The organism is Sulfitobacter sp. 1A15299, from assembly GCF_043556915.1.
GTDB lineage: Bacteria > Pseudomonadota > Alphaproteobacteria > Rhodobacterales > Rhodobacteraceae > Sulfitobacter.
This window is the reverse complement of record NZ_JBIFFJ010000003.1, coordinates 179,021-195,523: the sequence shown is the minus strand read 5'-3', so window position 1 is coordinate 195,523 and position 16,503 is coordinate 179,021. Positions and strand designations below refer to the sequence as shown.

Annotated in this window: 13 protein-coding genes and 1 tRNA gene; 5 read left to right on the top strand and 9 right to left on the bottom strand. The window is 65.4% G+C overall.

Annotated elements, in window-relative coordinates:
• Positions 1-3: 3 nt before the first annotated feature.
• The 3 genes from ACGYK7_RS06300 to ACGYK7_RS06290 are packed head-to-tail and all read left to right on the top strand — an operon-like array spanning position 4 to position 4,369.
• Entirely contained in the window at positions 4-948 is a 945-nt protein-coding gene (locus ACGYK7_RS06300) for a hypothetical protein (protein WP_394400070.1), read from the top strand.
• Positions 945-3,524 (top strand): hypothetical protein, encoded by a 2,580-nt coding sequence (locus ACGYK7_RS06295; RefSeq protein ID WP_394400068.1) that lies wholly within the window; start codon positions 945-947, stop codon positions 3,522-3,524. Before ACGYK7_RS06300 ends, ACGYK7_RS06295 begins: the two co-directional genes overlap by 4 nt.
• A complete protein-coding gene (locus ACGYK7_RS06290; RefSeq protein ID WP_394400066.1) occupies positions 3,521-4,369 on the top strand; it encodes a glycosyltransferase family 2 protein in 849 nt (282 codons plus the stop codon). The genes ACGYK7_RS06295 and ACGYK7_RS06290 overlap by 4 nt, the downstream gene beginning before the upstream one ends.
• On the opposite strand, the gene ACGYK7_RS06285 is transcribed toward ACGYK7_RS06290, so the two are convergent.
• Positions 4,366-5,571 (bottom strand): glycosyltransferase, encoded by a 1,206-nt coding sequence (locus ACGYK7_RS06285; protein WP_394400064.1) that lies wholly within the window; start codon positions 5,569-5,571, stop codon positions 4,366-4,368. The two genes, ACGYK7_RS06290 and ACGYK7_RS06285, sit on opposite strands and share 4 nt — an antisense overlap.
• A 159-nt stretch (positions 5,572-5,730) precedes the next feature.
• Here ACGYK7_RS06285 and ACGYK7_RS06280 point away from each other — a divergent pair, with 159 nt between their 5' ends.
• Positions 5,731-7,041 carry an oligosaccharide flippase family protein gene (locus ACGYK7_RS06280; RefSeq protein ID WP_394400404.1) on the top strand — a complete coding sequence of 437 codons (1,311 nt, stop codon included), beginning with the start codon at positions 5,731-5,733 and terminating at the stop codon, positions 7,039-7,041.
• A 5-nt stretch (positions 7,042-7,046) separates the two neighbouring features.
• Here the strand turns inward: ACGYK7_RS06280 and ACGYK7_RS06275 are convergent, their stop codons facing one another.
• From ACGYK7_RS06275 to ACGYK7_RS06240, 8 genes are all read right to left on the bottom strand, one after another.
• On the bottom strand, positions 7,047-8,348 hold the full coding sequence (locus ACGYK7_RS06275; protein ID WP_394400062.1) for a GumC family protein: 1,302 nt from the start codon (positions 8,346-8,348) through the stop codon (positions 7,047-7,049).
• 114 nt (positions 8,349-8,462) lie between these two features.
• Positions 8,463-9,374: a CpsD/CapB family tyrosine-protein kinase gene (locus ACGYK7_RS06270; protein WP_394400060.1), complete on the bottom strand. Its 912-nt coding sequence runs from the start codon at positions 9,372-9,374 to the stop codon at positions 8,463-8,465.
• Positions 9,375-9,445: 71 nt separating this feature from the next.
• Positions 9,446-10,162: a sugar transferase gene (locus tag ACGYK7_RS06265; protein ID WP_394400402.1), complete on the bottom strand. Its 717-nt coding sequence runs from the start codon at positions 10,160-10,162 to the stop codon at positions 9,446-9,448.
• Between the two features lie 626 nt (positions 10,163-10,788).
• Positions 10,789-10,863 (bottom strand) — tRNA-Glu (locus tag ACGYK7_RS06260).
• A gap of 116 nt (positions 10,864-10,979) precedes the next feature.
• A complete protein-coding gene (recJ, locus tag ACGYK7_RS06255; RefSeq protein WP_394400058.1) occupies positions 10,980-12,719 on the bottom strand; it encodes a single-stranded-DNA-specific exonuclease RecJ in 1,740 nt (579 codons plus the stop codon).
• Between the two features lie 52 nt (positions 12,720-12,771).
• Positions 12,772-13,734 carry a class II fructose-bisphosphatase gene (gene glpX / locus ACGYK7_RS06250; RefSeq protein ID WP_394400056.1) on the bottom strand — a complete coding sequence of 321 codons (963 nt, stop codon included), beginning with the start codon at positions 13,732-13,734 and terminating at the stop codon, positions 12,772-12,774.
• Between the two features lie 320 nt (positions 13,735-14,054).
• Positions 14,055-15,341 carry a homoserine dehydrogenase gene (locus tag ACGYK7_RS06245; protein WP_394400054.1) on the bottom strand — a complete coding sequence of 429 codons (1,287 nt, stop codon included), beginning with the start codon at positions 15,339-15,341 and terminating at the stop codon, positions 14,055-14,057.
• A gap of 116 nt (positions 15,342-15,457) precedes the next feature.
• Complete coding sequence (locus tag ACGYK7_RS06240) at positions 15,458-15,826, bottom strand: hypothetical protein (protein WP_394400052.1); 369 nt, start codon at positions 15,824-15,826, stop codon at positions 15,458-15,460.
• A 75-nt stretch (positions 15,827-15,901) separates the two neighbouring features.
• Here ACGYK7_RS06240 and ACGYK7_RS06235 point away from each other — a divergent pair, with 75 nt between their 5' ends.
• Positions 15,902-16,486, top strand: coding sequence for a TetR/AcrR family transcriptional regulator (locus tag ACGYK7_RS06235; RefSeq protein ID WP_394400050.1), 585 nt, complete (start codon positions 15,902-15,904; stop codon positions 16,484-16,486).
• Positions 16,487-16,503: the final 17 nt, after the last annotated feature.

Sequence of the window (16,503 nt, the reverse complement as noted above, 5' to 3'; positions counted from 1 at the left end):
CTCATGGTCGCACTCTCACGCCGTCTTTTTCTGGGGGGCGCCGCGCTTGCCAGCCTCGGCGGCGGGTCTTGGGTCTTTCGCCGGGCGCAGTTGCAGGACCGGGCGGAGGAACTCTATGCCACGCCACTGAGCGCGCCTTCGGGTCCGATGCAGGTCTATCATCTGGGGCATTCGCTGGTGGGTCGGGACATGCCCGCGATGCTGGCGCAGTTGGCGGGGGCGGGGCATGGCTATCACAGCCAGACCGGCTGGGGCAGTTCACTGCGCGACCATTGGGCGCCGGATGTGCCTGTGAACGGGTTCGAGCGGTCCAACGATCACGCGCAGCACCGGCCCGCCCGGGCGGCCATCGGCTCGGGCGATTACGAGGCGGTGGTGCTGACCGAAATGGTCGAGATTGCCGATGCCATCCGCTATCACGACAGCCCGGATTTCCTTGCCCATTGGGCGCGGCTGGCCCATGCAGCCCGGCCCGACACCCGCGTCTACCTCTATGAGACTTGGCACCATACGGATGACGGTCACGGCTGGCTGAACCGCATCGACCGGGACTTGGAAAAATACTGGCGGCGGCAGGTGATCTACCCCGCCTTGCAGCAAACGGAGGTGCCCATTCATCTGATCCCCGCGGGGCAGGTCATGGCGGCCTTTGTCCGTGCGGTCGACGCCGCTGGCGGGGTGGGCGGTATCATCAGCCTGCATGACCTCTTTTCGCGCGATGAGAATGGCCGCCCCGATACGATCCACTTCAACGATCAGGGGGCTTACCTCGTGGCGCTGACCCATTACGCGACCCTCTATCACCGCGACCCGGCAGGGCTACCGCACGAATTGCTGCGCGCCGACGGCACCCCGGCGCAGGCCCCAAGCGCGGAGGCCGCGCGGCTGATGCAGCGGATGGTCTGGGACGTGGTTCGCGCCCATCCCGACAGCGGGGTCGCGGCATGAGCGGTCTGGGCGGGCTGTTCTCGGTCCTGATGGTGGGGCACAGTCTTTTCGGGGCCGATGGGCCGGATATGCTGCAAGAGGCGCTGCGCGCCGGGGTGGGCCAAGGCGAGGTGCGCGCGCAGATCATCAACGGCGCGCCTCTGCGCTACAATTGGGATGAATCGGACCGGGCCGAGGGTGTCGATGCCCGCGCGCTGCTGCCCGAGGGGGACGTCACCCATCTCATCCTGACCGAGGCGATCCCGCTGGCCAATCATACCCGCTGGTCGGACACCGAAGTCTATGCGCAGGCCTTCTTTGGACTTGCTGCAGCGGCCAATCCGGAAGTGAAAGTCTATCTGCAAGAGACTTGGCATTCGCTGAAAAGCGGCAGCGGGGAGGCGGTGGCCTATGACGATCACGCCCATATCCCGTGGCGCGAAAGGTTGGACAGCGATCTGCCCGCCTGGGAGGGGATCGTATCGGCGGTGCGCGCCGGGCGCAGTTCGGAGAAAGCCTCGATCGAGGTGATCCCAGCCGGGCAGGCGATGGCCCGGCTCTATGATGAAATCGCCTCTGATAACCTCCCCGGGCTGACCGGGATCGACGCGCTCTTTGCCGATGACATTCACCTGAACGACCTCGGCCATTACTTCGTGGCCATGGTGCAATATGCCACGCTCACGGGCACAGACCCGCTGGGTCTGCCGACGGATTTCAATGACCGCTGGGGCAAGGCGTTCGACACGCCGGAGCCCGATCTTGCCCGCGCCCTGCAGCGGGTGGCCTGGGAGGCGGTGCGCGACTATCAGGGCGGTGCCGTGATGCCGGTGCCCCCCGCGACGCGGCCCGTGGCCAAGGACAACGCCCAGACCGCGCCGATTGCCCCGACCGGCCCGCCCGCGCCCAGCCCGGCCAGCGATGCGCCCGAGGCGGCAAAACCTCTCGATCCGTCAGCCCCTTTTGAAATTACGACCCCGGAAGAGGCCGTCGCCGGCACCCGTGACATGGGCATCGGCCTCGCCGCAATTGCGGATTGGAGCGTGCAGGCTCCATTCCTCGACCTGATGAAAACCGCCCGCCCGTGGCTTGGGCATGTGGCCGGGCGCTTTGGCGGTATGGAATATGCGCAGCTGGTCGAAGGCGGCTATCTCGACGCCGAGGGCTGGCCGGTGAAGATGCCGCGTGAACTTGGCAGCATCGGCACGCTGATCCTGACCGACATGCCGGCGCGGGCAACGACGCTCAAGGGCCGCTATCTGCTACGTTTCAAAGGGCAGGGCGTGATCGAGGTCACGGGCTGCGCCGAGAATGTGCGCTATGGCAGCAACGAGGTGCGGTTCGACTATGCGCCGGGGCCGGGCAGTGTCGACATTCGCATCCAGCGTATGCACCGGAACAACCCGCCGCGCGAGATCACCGTGGTCCGCGAAGACCGCGTTGGCGATTACGATGCCGGGGCGCGGTTCAACCCCGATTGGACGCGGCATTTGACGGGGATGAAGGTGCTGCGCTTCATGGATTGGATGGCCACCAACGACAGCCCCATCGCCACCTGGGAGGACCGCCCGCGGCCCGAGGACGTGACCTATGCCCTGCGCGGTGTCCCGGTGGAGGTGATGGTCGCGTTGGCCAATGAACTGGGGATCGACCCGTGGTTCAACATGCCGCATCTGGCGGATGATGGCTATGTGACCGCCTTTGCAACCTATGTCGAGGAGGCATTGGCGGGCGAGCGCAAAGCCTATGTGGAATTCTCGAACGAGGTGTGGAACTGGCAATTCGCCCAGACCCAATGGGCCGATGAGATGGCGCAGGCCCGCTGGGATGAGGCCGAGAAGGGAATGCAGTTCTACGGTATGCGGGCCGCCGACGTGGCGCGCATCTGGACGGATGTCTTTGGCGGAGAGGCCAAGGCGCGGCTGCGCAATGTGATCGCGAGCCAAACCGGGTGGCTGGGGCTTGAGCGCGAAGCCTTGGAAGCGCCGCTCTACGTGGCTGAGCAGGCAGGCAACAGCGCCCCCGCCACCGCCTTCGATGCCTATGCGATCACCGGGTATTTCGGCGGCGTGCTGGGGTTGGAGAAGAATGCCGGATTGGTCAGCGGCTGGCTGGCCGATAGCCTTGCCAAGGCCCGCGCCGAAGGGGAGGCACAGGGGCTGAGCGGCGCGGCTTTGGCTGATTATATCGCGGCTCACCGCTTTGACGCGGCCACGGCCCGCGCGGCGGAGGCGCTCCGCAGTGGGCTGAAAACTGACACGCTGGCCGATCTCATTGGCCGCGTTTGGCCCCATCACGCTGCCGTGGCCCGGGCGCACGACCTCGATCTGGTGATGTACGAAGGCGGCAGCCATGTGGTTGGCCTCGGCGCGCAGGTGAATGACGAAGCGCTGACCGCCTTCTTCCACCATCTGAACTACACCCCCGAGATGGGCGCGCTCTATGCCGATCTGATGGCGGGCTGGCTGGCCGTGGGTGGGCAGCTTTTCACCCATTACGCCGATGTCTATGCGCCGACGAAATGGGGCTCTTGGGGGGCGCTGCGCTATCTGGCGGATGACAATCCGCGGTGGGACGCTTTGGCCGCATGGAAATGACCAGCGGCGCGTTCCACGGGGTGAGCGTGTTAATCCCCGCCCATGATGAGGCCGACTGGCTGCCCGCCTGCCTCGATGCGCTCTGCGCCTCCGCACCGCTGGCGGGGCCGGTGGAGGTGATTGTCGTGGCCAATGGCTGCTCGGACGATACCGCCGAATGCGCCCGCGCGGCGATCCCGTCGTTCGAGGCGCGGGGCTGGGGGTTGCGGGTGTTGGAACTGGCTCAAGGCGGCAAGCTTGGTGCATGGAACGCGGGCGAGGCGGCGGCGCGGGGGGCGGTGCTGGTCTATCTCGACGCCGATGTGCTGGTTTCACCGCCCTTGCTGAGCCAACTGGAAAAGGCGCTGGCGGGGGAGGCGCCGCGCTATGGCAGCGGGGTGCCACGGGTGACGACCTCGGGCGATTGGGTGACGCGCCATTACACGCGGTTTTGGCGGACGACCGGTTTCATGACCCATGGCGTGCCGGGCTTTGGCGTCTTTGCGGTGAACCGCGCCGGGCGGGCGCGGTGGGGGGCGTGGCCCGATATCATCTCGGACGACACTTTCGCGCGGCTGAACTTTCGCCCCGAAGAGCGCATCGCCGTGCCCGCCCGCTATGACTGGCCGATGATCGAAGGTTTCGCGCCACTGGTGCGGGTGCGACGGCGACAGGATGCAGGCGTGGCCGAAGTGGCGCGGCTGTTCCCTGAATTGATGCGCAACGACGATCCCCATGACCGACTGCGCCCCTTTTGGCAGCGCGCGCTGGCCGATCCCTTGGGCGCGCTGGTCTTTGTGGCCGTGCGGCTGACGATCCATGCGCCGGTCCTGCGCAGTGCGAACCGTTGGGTGCGGGGGCGCTAGCGGGCGGCCTCTTGCATGTGCTGGGCGAGTTTCGCGGCCTCTCGGGCGACATCATGGCGTGCAAAGACCCGGCTGCGGGCCTTCGTGCCCATTTCCTCTAGCGCGGGGAGGGGGGCGTCATGCAGGGCGGCCATCGCTTTGGCCAAGGCCGCCACGTCGCCTGCGGGCACCAGCCATCCGGTCTCGCCCGGCTGCACCAATTCCGGCGTGCCTGCGATATAGGTGGCGATCACGGGGCGGGCGGCGGCCATCGCCTCCATCACCACCATGGGCAGACCTTCGGCGAAACTGGGCATCACAAGCGCATGGGCGGTGCCAAGTTCCGCCGTCACGCGGGCCTCATCGACCCAGCCGGTCAGGGTGACGCGTTCTTGCAGGCCGTGGCGGGCGATCTTGGCCTCGATCGGGCCGCGCAGGGGGCCGTCGCCGATCAGGGTCAGATGCAGATCGGGGTGGCTCTCGCGGAGCCGGGCCATGGCGTCGATCAGGGCAAGCTGGCCTTTTTGCTCTACAAACCGTCCGATAGAGACGAGGCGGCGCGGGCCATCGGACAGGGGGGCGGGGGCCGGGAATTTGGCGGGCTCGATGCCGCAGTGCACGACCTTGATGCGCGGCCAATCCGCCGGGTCCGCCCAACGGCACAGCTGGCTGCGCCCGAACTGGCTGATCGCCACGGCGAAGGCCGCGTGGTGGGTTTTCGCACCGAGCGAAAGGGCGCGCGGGCTGTCAAATTCCTCGGGCCCGTGAGTGGTGAAACTATAGCGCGGGCCGCCCAGCCTATGGCAAAGCATCGCCACCATCGCGGCGTTGGTGCCGAAATGGGCGTGCAGATGCTGGGTGTCACTGCCCTCAAGCCGGGTGCGCAGATAACAGGCTTCGGCGAGATAGATCAGATGGCGGGCCAGCCCCGTCTCGGCCCGTCGGGCGGCTTGCCAGACATCGCGCAGCGCTTGGCCGAACCGCCGGGGCGCGCGCAGCATCATGCGCAGGCTGGCACGGGCGAGGGCGCTGCCACCGGCGGCCAGCACATAGTGGGTCGCTGCCGCCTCGGCCCTGTCCTGCGGATCGACCAAGGGCACATCGGGGCCGCGCATGGCGAAACGGTCCACCTCATGGCCCGCCGCCTCTAGCGCCGCGATCTCGCGCCGGATGAAGGAATGCGAGGGCTGCGGATAGGTGTTGAGGATATAGGCGATCTTCACGGGCGGTGCGGCCTTGGCTTGGGGCTGATAAACCTTGTTACCCGCCCGCTTGCCACTGGCACAAGGGCGGGCAAGGCTTTAGGCTTTCGCAAAGAACTGGCAGAGGCGCAGCAACGGGTGTTTTCCAAGCTTTCCCAAGCGGTAACGGGCAATCGCCTGATGGCACGGGCGCTGCGCTCGACCTCTTGGATCGTCTTGGGCTATGGCGGGTCGCAGGCGATCCGGTTGGCGTCGAACCTGATCCTGACGCGGCTGCTCTTTCCCGAAGCCTTTGGCCTGATGGCGCTGATACAGGTGGTAATCGTCGGGCTGACGCTGTTCTCGGACGTGGGCATCGCGCCTTCCATCGCGCAGAGCAAACGCGGCGATGATCGGGATTTTCTCGATACCGCTTGGACAATCCAAGCAATCCGGGGGGGCGGTCTGTGGCTTGCCGCCACGGCGCTGGCATGGCCGGTGGCGGCATTTTACGATGAGCCTTTGCTGCTGACCTATCTCCCCATCGCGGCGCTGAGCCTGATTGTCGCCGGGTTCAACCCAACGCGGATCGAAACGGCGCATCGGCATCTGCAAATGGGGCGGCTCACGCTGCTGGACCTGACATCGCAGGTGATCGGCATTGTGGTGATGATCCTGGGCGCGGCGCTCTATCAATCGGTGGCGGCGCTGGTGGTCGGCGGCGTGGTAAGCGCCTTGGCGAAGCTGGCGCTGACCCATGCCTTCCTGCCGGGGCCGGGCAACCGCTTTCGCTGGGAGCGTCCGGCGGTGCGCGAATTGGTGCATTTCGGCAAATGGATCTTCCTGTCGACCATGTTCTGGTTCTTTGCCAGTCAGGGAGACAAGGCGATCTTGGGCAAGTTCCTCTCGCTCGAAGGGTTGGGCATCTACAATATCGGTTATTTTCTGGCCAGCTTTCCGTTGCTGCTGGGGCAGAATGTCACCGGGCGGGTGATGATCCCGATCTACCGAGAGGCGGGGGGCGGCGACCATCCCAAGCTCAAGCGGATGCGCTATGGGCTGAGCGGCGGGCTGCTGGCGCTCTTGGTGGTGATGGCGCTGGCGGGGCCGTGGCTGGTCTCGGTCCTCTATGACCCGCGCTACCTGCAAAGCGGCGCGATTCTGGTGATGCTGGCGCTGGCGCTGATGCCGCAGGTGATCGGGATGACCTATGATCAGGCGGCCCTTGCCGCGGGGGATTCGCGGCGGTTCTTCATCTCTTCGGCCTCAAGGGCCAGCCTGCAGGTGGGGCTGCTGCTGCTGGGGGTGATCACTGCCGGTTTGCCGGGGGCGCTCATAGGCTTGGGGGCCGCGATGGTGCTGTCGCATCTGGTCTTGATCTGGCTCGCACGGGCGCATGGCGTCTGGGACGCGCGGCATGATCTGTTCTTTACCCTCTCGGGGCTGGCGCTCGGCGCGCTGGCGCTTTGGTTGCATTGGGACCGGGTGTTGGGGCTGAGCGCCACGGTCTAAGGGGTTCAGCTCTTTTGCTTGCGGGCCATCCGCGCGGCGCGGCCTTCTTTGCCAGCCTTCAAACGCTCCTGCCAGACTTTGCCCAAGGTGCGGCGCTTTTCGCGCGGGCTAAGATCGGGGATCGAGACGACAGGGATCAACCCCGTCTCGCGTGTCATCTGCCGGGCCGAGCGGATCACCGGGCGGCGCAGTTCCAGCAGGAAGGCCACGATCAGCGCCAGCGCCACGCTGGCCATCCCGCCCACCGCCGCGCGTTTCTTGCGGCTGAGCGATACGGGGTAATCGGGCAATTCGGCCTGCTCCAACGTGATCAGCTTCTCGCCCCTTTGATCGGATTCGAGCGAAAAGCCCACCTCCGCCTCGTTCCGGCGGGCGGTGATCACCTCCAACTGATCTTGCAACTGGGTCAGGCGGCGGTCGAACCGGGCCAGCTCCCGCTCAACCTCGGGCGAGGTTTGCAGGCTGGCGGTCAGGGTTTCGCGCTGCTCTTGCAGCAGGTCGCGCTGCGTGGTCAGGCTTTCGAGCGTGGCATCCAGCTCGGCCTGTTCGCGGGCGATGGTGGCGGCGCGGGCATCGGGGTTGACCCGGTCGCGCGCCAGCCGCGTGGCGATGATTTCACGGTCGAGTTCAAGAATGGCGTCGTTGAGGCTGCTGATCTCGCCGCGGCGAAACTCAAGACTGCCTTCAAGCGACAGATCGTTTTCGGTGCGATAACCCGCCAGTTCGGCCTCAAGCTCCGATATGTCGCGGATCAGGTTCTGCTCTTGGCGCTGGAAAAACTCCAAGGTTTCTTGCGTCTGGCTTTGACGTCGGGCGGCGGACATCTGGCGCGTGCGGTCGGCGAATTCGCGGGCCACGGCCTGCGCATCGGCGGGGTTGTCCATCTCGGCGGTGAAGGTCATGACCGAGATGGTGCCGTCATCGGCAAAGCCCTCGCGCGGGGCGGCCACGCCGGTAATGGTGACCGAACGGCGCAGCAGATCGACCTTTTCCGATATGCGCAATGCGGTCAGATCGCCATAAAGATCAAAACGTTGAATGATATCGACCAAGGTGCCGCGCGCCATCAACTGCTGTTCGATCAATTGCAAACGGCGCGCCGAAGAGCCTTCGACCGTGGAGGGGGCCAGATCATTGGCGATTTTTGGCTGCTCGATCTGGATAACTTCGGAAGATTGGTAGACATGCGGCGTCGAAAGCGCCCAATAGACCGAGGCGATGCAGCCCATAAGCGTGATCAAAATGATCACACCCGCGCGGCGGCGGATCATGTCGATGATGTCATCGAATGTATAGATCGGTCCCATGTGCCTCTTTCCAACCTGCTCAAAGCCCCCGACCGTTGCCCGGCGGAGTTTCCCTGCCTAGATCAGATGACTTGGGCGATAATAGGGCGCAAGCAAGGACGGCGACAGGGGGTGTCAGGCATATTTCGGCAGGCTGGAGGCCCGCGCCCGGTTCAACACGATGCCCAGAAGCGGCACCCGACCTTCGAGCATCCGTTCGCATTCGCGCAGGTGACGCGCCATGGTTTGGCTGCCGTCTGAGATCAGCAAAACACCGTCCAATTGCGGCAAGAAGGCCGAGAGATCGTCATGCTCCAGCATCGGCGGCATGTCGTAGAGGACGATTTCAGGCTGGAGCGAGGCGCGCAGACGCAGCAGGGTTTCCGCCGTGGCGCTGTCTTGCAAGATTTCGGCGGCGTTCACTTCGGCCCGGTCGTTCAGGCCGAGGGCGAGCGTATCGCTCACCCGCAACATCCCCTTGCCGAGGTCGGCACGGCCACTGAGCAGATCGCTCATCGCGCCGGGGGCCTGCATGTCAAAGGCGCGGGCGAGACCGGGGCTGCGCATGTTCATATCCATCAACACGGTGCGCGAACCCGGCACCCGCGAAAGGCTCAGCGCCAGATTGGTCGCCGAAAAGCTATTGCCGCAGCCCGAGGTGGGGGCGGTGACGGCGATATTGACCCCGCGATGCTCTAACGTGGTTTGACGCAGGCGCGTGCGCAGCAGGTCAAAGGCCCGCGCGGCGGCGCTGTTGCGGTGATCATCGACCAGCGGCATGTCGCCGCCGGGGCCGGGGGTGGCGATGGGCAGGTCTTGCCAGCGCGGTGCGCGCGCGTCCCCGATGTAGCGGGACACGGCAGGGGCGGCGGGCAGGCTGTCTTCGAAAGTCAAATCGCCTTCGGTGAAATCGCCGTCGAACTCATCCTCATGGTCGATCACGGTGCGGCGCGGGCGGATGCTGTGGCGCATCCCCGGGCCGCCGAATTGCGCCGTCACATCGCTGTTGTCCGCGCCGAGGGCATCGGATGCGTAGAGGTCTCTCATCGTCTTCCCTTTCGATTTCTTGAACATAAGGCGCTGAATTTCTCACTATTGCCGGGCGCGGCGAGCATCGCTCAGCACCCGGTCCGGCGCAAGACGACGCCAACGGTTTTCAGCAGAATGGTCAGATCCATCGGCAGCGACAGGTTGCGGCGATAGGCGGCGTCGACCTCATTGCGGTAGGTGAAACGGCTGTTGTTGCGCGCCGAGACCTGCCACAAACCGGTGATGCCGGGGCGCAGCGCGAAATAGGCTTTCGCATCGCCGTACATTTCAAGCTGGTCGGGCATCATGGGGCGCGGGCCGATCAGGCTCATGTCGCCTTTCAGCACGTTCCAAAGTTGCGGCAGCTCATCCAGCGAGGTTGCCCGCAGGAAAGCGCCCACCCGCGTGATGCGCGGATCGTCTTTCAGCTTTTGCATCTCATCCCATTCGGCGCGCATCGCCGGGTTCGCGGCGAGGTAGCCTTCCAGGACCGCGTCGGCATCGCGCACCATGGTGCGCAGCTTCAGGATGGAGAAGCCTTTGCCCCCCCGGCCAAGGCGCTTTTGCGTATAAAAGGGCTGACCGCTTTCGATCCACAACGCCAGCGCGCAAAGCGCGATGATCGGCAGAGCGATGGGCAGGGACGCGAGGATCAGCAGCCGGTCGAGCAGCGGTTTCGCGTAGCGGCCATAAAGGCCGGTCGGACGCAGACGAAGGGCCGCCAGCGCGCGCGGCGTGGGCAAAACGGCAGCCCCCGCCATGGCAGGCTGCGCGCGGCCCAGCACCGGACCGGCGATCACTTCCATCGAGCCATAGGCATGGCTGTGTGCGTCAAAGTACTTCATTCCAAACCCCCCGGGGTTCCATCGCATTCATTCGGACCGATCCGGTCCACGGCGCTTTCACACCGTTCCAACTCAACAGCCTATCCGGCCTATACGTTCAGGTAGGATATGTATGATTTGTTACCACCTTTTCGCCTTATTCGATCCTTTTTCTGGGAAACAGATTGTTTCGCGAGGTGGCGGGTTGGTGGGGAATTTCCAGCGATTTGGGGGCGTTGTGGGAGGTTCATGGGGCGGGGAGGAGCATGCGGCCTGCGATGCTGTAGAACGCATTTGCGGCGGAACTAGGTTGTTAAGTAATTGATATTGATAATATTTATGGATTCCCGGACTTCAGGGAGCGGGTGCATCATATCCTTCAGCAGCAAGATTTCCGCCAGCCTATGCGCGTTTGGACGAGGCGAAAACCGAGGCGCAAACCGCCGCCCAACGCGCAATTCTCACAATAATGTCAGCGCGATAAATGGGCGACAGTTGGGCGCGGACAGCGGATTGGCGTACCTAAAAAGCCCCAGACCGACGCCGCGATTCCGAGGGGATTCTTCGAAGCCTCTGGGGTTAATCTCTGCTTTTGGAGGGGGATAAAGTGGCAGCCCGTAGGGGAATCGAACCCCTCTTTCCAGGTTGAAAACCTGGCGTCCTAACCGATAGACGAACGGGCCACTCTTTGTCAGGTCAGTGCAGCGTTTGGTGTGTGCTGCTCTGTCTGTGAGCGGACGTTTAAGTAATACTGCGGGGGGCTGCAAGCGGAAAAATGAAGTTTCTTCAGAAAAAGTTTTCAGGCCCGTGCGGCGTCTTCCAAACGCAGTTGAACGGTCCGCCGACCGCGGAAATTGTTAATGTCGAGACGGCCTGCGAGGTGGAAACGCGCGCCGCCGTGGTTTTCCAGCGCGGGCCCGAGAGGGCCATCATAGGCGCCAAAGGAAATCGCTTCGAGGTTCGCGCCCAGCCCGTCGCCAAAGCTCACTTTCAGGTGGTTCTCGCCCACCCGTTTGGCAAAGCGGATTTGCATGTCCGCAAAGGCATAGCGCGGGGCAGGGGCGCCGGCGCCGAAGGGGCCGGCTTGGTCGACCATTTCGGCCAGTTCCACGGTGGCCGCGCCGGGCATCATCATACCGCAGAGGTTGAGGTCAGCAGGTCCGGCCAAATGCGCGCCCTGTTTGGTGAGCAATTCGCCCAAGCGCGCCATCGCCGCTTCGATTTTGTCTTCCGCCACGGTCAGCCCTGCTGCCATCTTGTGCCCGCCGCCCTTGATCAGCAGCCCTTCGGCGGCAAGGCGTTGGATCGGCGCGCCGAGGTCGATGCCGCTGATCGAGCGGCCCGAGCCCTTGCCGATGCCGTCTTCGATGCCGATGACGATAGAGGGGCGGTTGGCGGCTTCTTTCAGGCGTGAGGCGACGATGCCCACCACGCCGGGGTGCCAGCCGGGGCCAGCGGCCCATGCCAGCGGTCCGTCAAAGCCGCGTTCTTCGGCCTGTGCCATGGCGCTGGCGCGCACGGCGGCCTCAACCTCGCGGCGGTCGGTGTTGAGCTGGTCGAGCCGTTCGGCGAGGGCCGCGGCCTCATGCGGATCGGCAGTGGCCAAAAGCCGCGCGCCAAGGTCGGCCTGCCCGATGCGCCCGCCCGCGTTGATGCGGGGGCCGAGCAGAAAGCCAAGGTGATAGGCCGTGGGGGCGGTGTCCATCCGCGCCACATCCGACAGGGCGGCAAGACCGGGCCGGGCGCGCCGGGCCATGACCTTGAGCCCCTGACGCACGAAGGCGCGGTTGACGCCGGTGAGCGGGGCCACATCGGCGACGGTGGCCAGCGCCACCAGATCGAGCATCGCCATCAGGTCCGGCCCCTTGCGCCCCGCTTCGCGCAGTTGCCGCCCCACTTCGACGAGCATCAAGAATACGACCGCAGCGGCGCAGAGATGCGCCAGCGTGCCGTCTTCGTCCTGTCTGTTGGGGTTCACCACGGCCAGTGCATCGGGCAGCTTTTCGCCGCCCAAGTGGTGGTCAAGCACGATGACATCCGCGCCCTTGGCGGCGGCGATGGGGCCATGGGACAGCGTGCCGCAGTCGACGCAGACGATCAGGTCATGCTCGGCGGCGAGGGCGGACATCGCCTCGTCATTCGGGCCATAGCCCTCGTCGATACGGTCGGGGATATAGAGGGTTGCACGGTGGCCCATGTCGCGTAGCCAGACCAGCAGCAGCGCGGCGGAAGAGCCGCCGTCCACGTCATAGTCCGCGAAAATCGCAATGCGCTCGCGGTTTTGCAGGGCCGAGAGAAACCGCGTTGCTGCCGCCTCCATATCGCGCATGGCGCGGGGATCGGGCAGCAGGTCGCGCAGGGCGGGGGCCAGAAAGCCCGCCGCTTGGGTATCGACCACGCCGCGGCGCGCCAGCACTTGGCACACCGGGTCGGGCAGGCCCGCGCGCTGCACCAGCAGTTCCGCCGCGCGGGTCAGTTCCACGTCAGGACCGATCCAGCGCCGCCCGGTCAAAGATGTTTCGACACCGAGAAAGCTCATGCGGACCTCATTTGGCCGTTATGGAAGAGGGTGGGGAGGGCCAGTCTGGCCCTCACTCCGCCGGGGTGCGGTAGTTGATGCGACGGACCGAGCCGGTGCGCGAGCGCATGATCAGCGTCTCGGTGGTCAGCCAGCCCGGCTCGCGTTTCACGCCCGGCAGGATGTTGCCGCCGGTGACGCCTGTCGCGGCAAAGATCACGTCTTGGGTGACCATTTCGTCGCGCGAATAGATGCGGTCGAACTCGGTGATCCCGGCCTTGGCGGCGCGGCCCTTTTCGTCTTCGTTGCGGAACAGCAGGCGGCCATACATCTGCCCGCCCATGCATTTCAGCGCCGCGGCGGCCAAGACGCCCTCGGGCGCGCCGCCTTGGCCCATATACATGTCGATGCCGGTTTCGGGGTCGGCGCAATGCATCACGCCCGCCACGTCCCCATCGGTGATCAGACGGATGGCCGCACCGGTGGCGCGGACCTCGGCGATCATATCGGCGTGGCGGGGGCGTTCGAGGATGCAAACGGTGATGTCGGACGCCGCGCAGCCCTTGGCGCGGGCCAGCGCTTCGACACGTTCACCGGGGCTCATGTCGAGGGTGACGACATCGGTCTCGAAGCCCGGGCCGATCGCCAGCTTGTCCATATAGGTGTCCGGCGCGTGCAGCATGGAGCCGCGCGGGCCCATGGCGATCACGGTCAGCGCGTTGGGCATGTCCTTGGCGGTCAGTGTGGTGCCTTCCAGCGGGTCGAGCGCGATGTCCACGCCGGGGCCGTTGCCGGTGCCGACCTCTTCGCCGATATAGAGCATCGGGGCCTCGTCCCGCTCACCTTCGCCGATGACCACGACGCCCGCGATATCGAGCATGTTGAGCTGCTCGCGCATGGCGTTCACGGCGGCTTGGTCGGCGGCTTTCTCGTCACCCTTGCCGATAAGCTTGGCCGAGGCCAGCGCGGCGGCTTCGGATACGCGGGCGAGGCCCAGAGAGAGCATACGGTCTTGGAATTCGGCGGAAGCGGTCATGGAGTGTCCTTGGGTGCAATGTGTTTTCTGTCCTGTACCCTCGCGCGGGCCTCGGGGCAAGTTTTGGGTTGGGGGAGCGGCTGCCACTTCGGCCGAAACTGCCACCCCGGCCCGGGATCAAGCCGCAGCCGCCGGGCCATCGCCAGCCCGCCCGGTCACGCCGAAGGCGTGCCGTCATTCACGGCGCACCTTTGGCGCGACCGGATAGGCGATTTTGTGGAGCTGGGTGCGATCCCTCGGGCGCACACCATGGCTGAGCCATAAAGTGGCAGGTACCGCAGTTGGATCGCCCACCCGGGGGCGGGCGATGGCCCTCTGCCTCAGACCTCTTCGATGCGCAGCGCCACCGGTTCACCGGCCAGCACGCCGGTTTTGTCCATATTCGCCAGCGCTTCCAGCAGCGCGTCGCGGCTGGTCTTGTGGGTCACGATCAGCACGGGGGCCGAGACATCGGCATGTTCATACTGGCGCATCCGGTAGATGCTCACACCCGCTTCGCCTAGCACTGTGGCGATCTTCGCCAATGCACCGGGTTTGTCGACCAGCGCCATGCGCAGGTAGTAGGGGGCAGGGCGCTGGCTGCTGGCGGGGGTGGTTTGCTCAAGCGTTTCGGCAGGCTGGCCAAAGACCGGCCCGCGCAACCCGCGCGCGATGTCGCAGACATCGGCCATCACGGCGCTGGCCGTCGGCCCTTCGCCCGCGCCTGCACCGCGCAGCACGATCTGGCCCACGGCATCGCCTTCGATCACCACCATATTGGTGCCGCCATCAAGCTGCCCCAAGGGCGAGGTTTGCGGCACAAGGCAGGGCATCATCCGCTGTTCCAGCCCGCGCCCGGTTTTCTGGGTCACGCCCAGCAATTTGATCTTATAGCCCATATCGGCGGCGGCGCGGATGTCTTCGATGGCGACCCGCTCGATCCCCTCAAGTTGGATGCCGTCAAAGTCGATCTTGGTGCCGAAGGCGATAGAGGACAGGATCGCCAGCTTATGCGCCGCGTCGATGCCGCCCACATCCAATTGCGGGTCGGCTTCGAGATAGCCCAGCCCATCGGCCTCGGCGAAAATCTCTTGATAGGTTTTGCCCGAATCCTCCATCCGCGTGAGGATGTAATTGCACGAGCCGTTCATCACCCCCATGATCCGGGTGATCTCATTCCCGGCCAGCCCCTCCATCAGCGTCTTGATGACCGGGATGCCGCCCGCCACGGCGGCCTCATAGCGCAGCGCCACGCCCGCGCCCTCGGCCTGTTCGGCCAGCGCTTGGCCGTGCATTGCCAGCATCGCCTTGTTTGCGGTGACCACATGTTTGCCCGCCGCCAGCGCGGCTTCGGTCGCGGCCTTGGCGGGGCCATCCGCGCCGCCCATGAGTTCCACGAAAACGTCCACGTCGTCGCGGGTCGCCAATTTGACGGGGTCATCCTCCCAATCATAGGAAGACAGCGACAGCCCGCGATCCTTGTTCCGGGTGCGGGCAGAAACCGCCGAAACCGTCATCGCGCAGCCGGTGCGGGCCTCTAACAGGGCGGCCTGCTGGCGCAGAATGCGCAGCACACCCACGCCCACGGTTCCCAATCCGGCAATCCCGAGGCGAAGCGGCTTAGACATGGCGGTGGTCCTTCTGGTCTGATCCGAAAGGCCCGGCAGGCGGGGCCGGGCATAGCCGCGATGTAGCGGGTTCGGCGCCTGCGTGCAACGCGCATACGCATCACGGGGATGCCCGTTTATTCAGCGCTTTCGCTGTCCTCAGCGGCTTGGCGTGCGCGCCGTAGCTTGTCGGCACGCGCTCTGAGCCGCGCCACCCGTGCGGCAGTGGCGGATTGGGTGCTCGTGCGGCTCAGCCGCGCCGCGCGGGCTTCGAGATTGGCCGCGCGCCCCGTGAGCGCCGCCTCGGTCCGCGCCGGGTCAATCCGCCCGGCGGTGGCCTTGGCCAAAAGCGGGTCGATCGGGACCAGATCGGGGTAGGGGGCGGCCTCCAGTTCAGGCGTGATGGTGCGGTCGAGCGCGGGAAACTGCGTGCAGCCCGCCAGCAGCGAGACGCCCAGAAACAGGGCGATGGTTGAAAGGGGGCGGGGGAGGCGCGCTTGGGTCATGCCTCGTTCTGCCCCAGCCGTGATCTTCGCGCAAGCGGGGTTTGCTTTTGAACGCTCGTTCATTAAATTGCCGCCATGGCAAGAACCACAGGCTCCCACTCCGATATCACCGGCCCGCGTGTCCGCGCAGCCGCGCTGCGGCTTTTCGCACGGGGCGGCTATGCCGCCGTGTCCATGCGCGCCATCGCCGCCGAAGTCGGTGTGCAGGCCGGGGCGCTTTATAACTACACGCCCGACAAGCAGAGTCTGTTGTTCGACCTGATGCAGGCGCATATGACCGACCTGCTGGCCGAAACACCCCATGACCCCAGCCGCTCCGCCATGCAGCAGTTGCAGGATTTCGTGGCCTTCCACATCCGGTTTCACGCGGATCGGCCCGATGAGGTTTTCATCGCCTATATGGAGCTGCGCAACCTCACGGAGGAGAATTTCGCCGTGATCGAGCGCCTGCGGCGCGACTACGAAGATCGCCTTGAAGCGATCCTGCGCGCCGGGGTGGCCAGTGGCGATTTCGCCGTCGCCGATACCAAGATCGTGACGCTGGCGATCATCGCGATGCTGACGGGGGTGAATACTTGGTATCGCGCGGGCGGACGGCTGTCGCTGGACGAGGTCGTAGCACAATATTGGGATATGGTGCGCAAAGCCGTGACCGCCTGAGCGGCCACGGCCCTTTG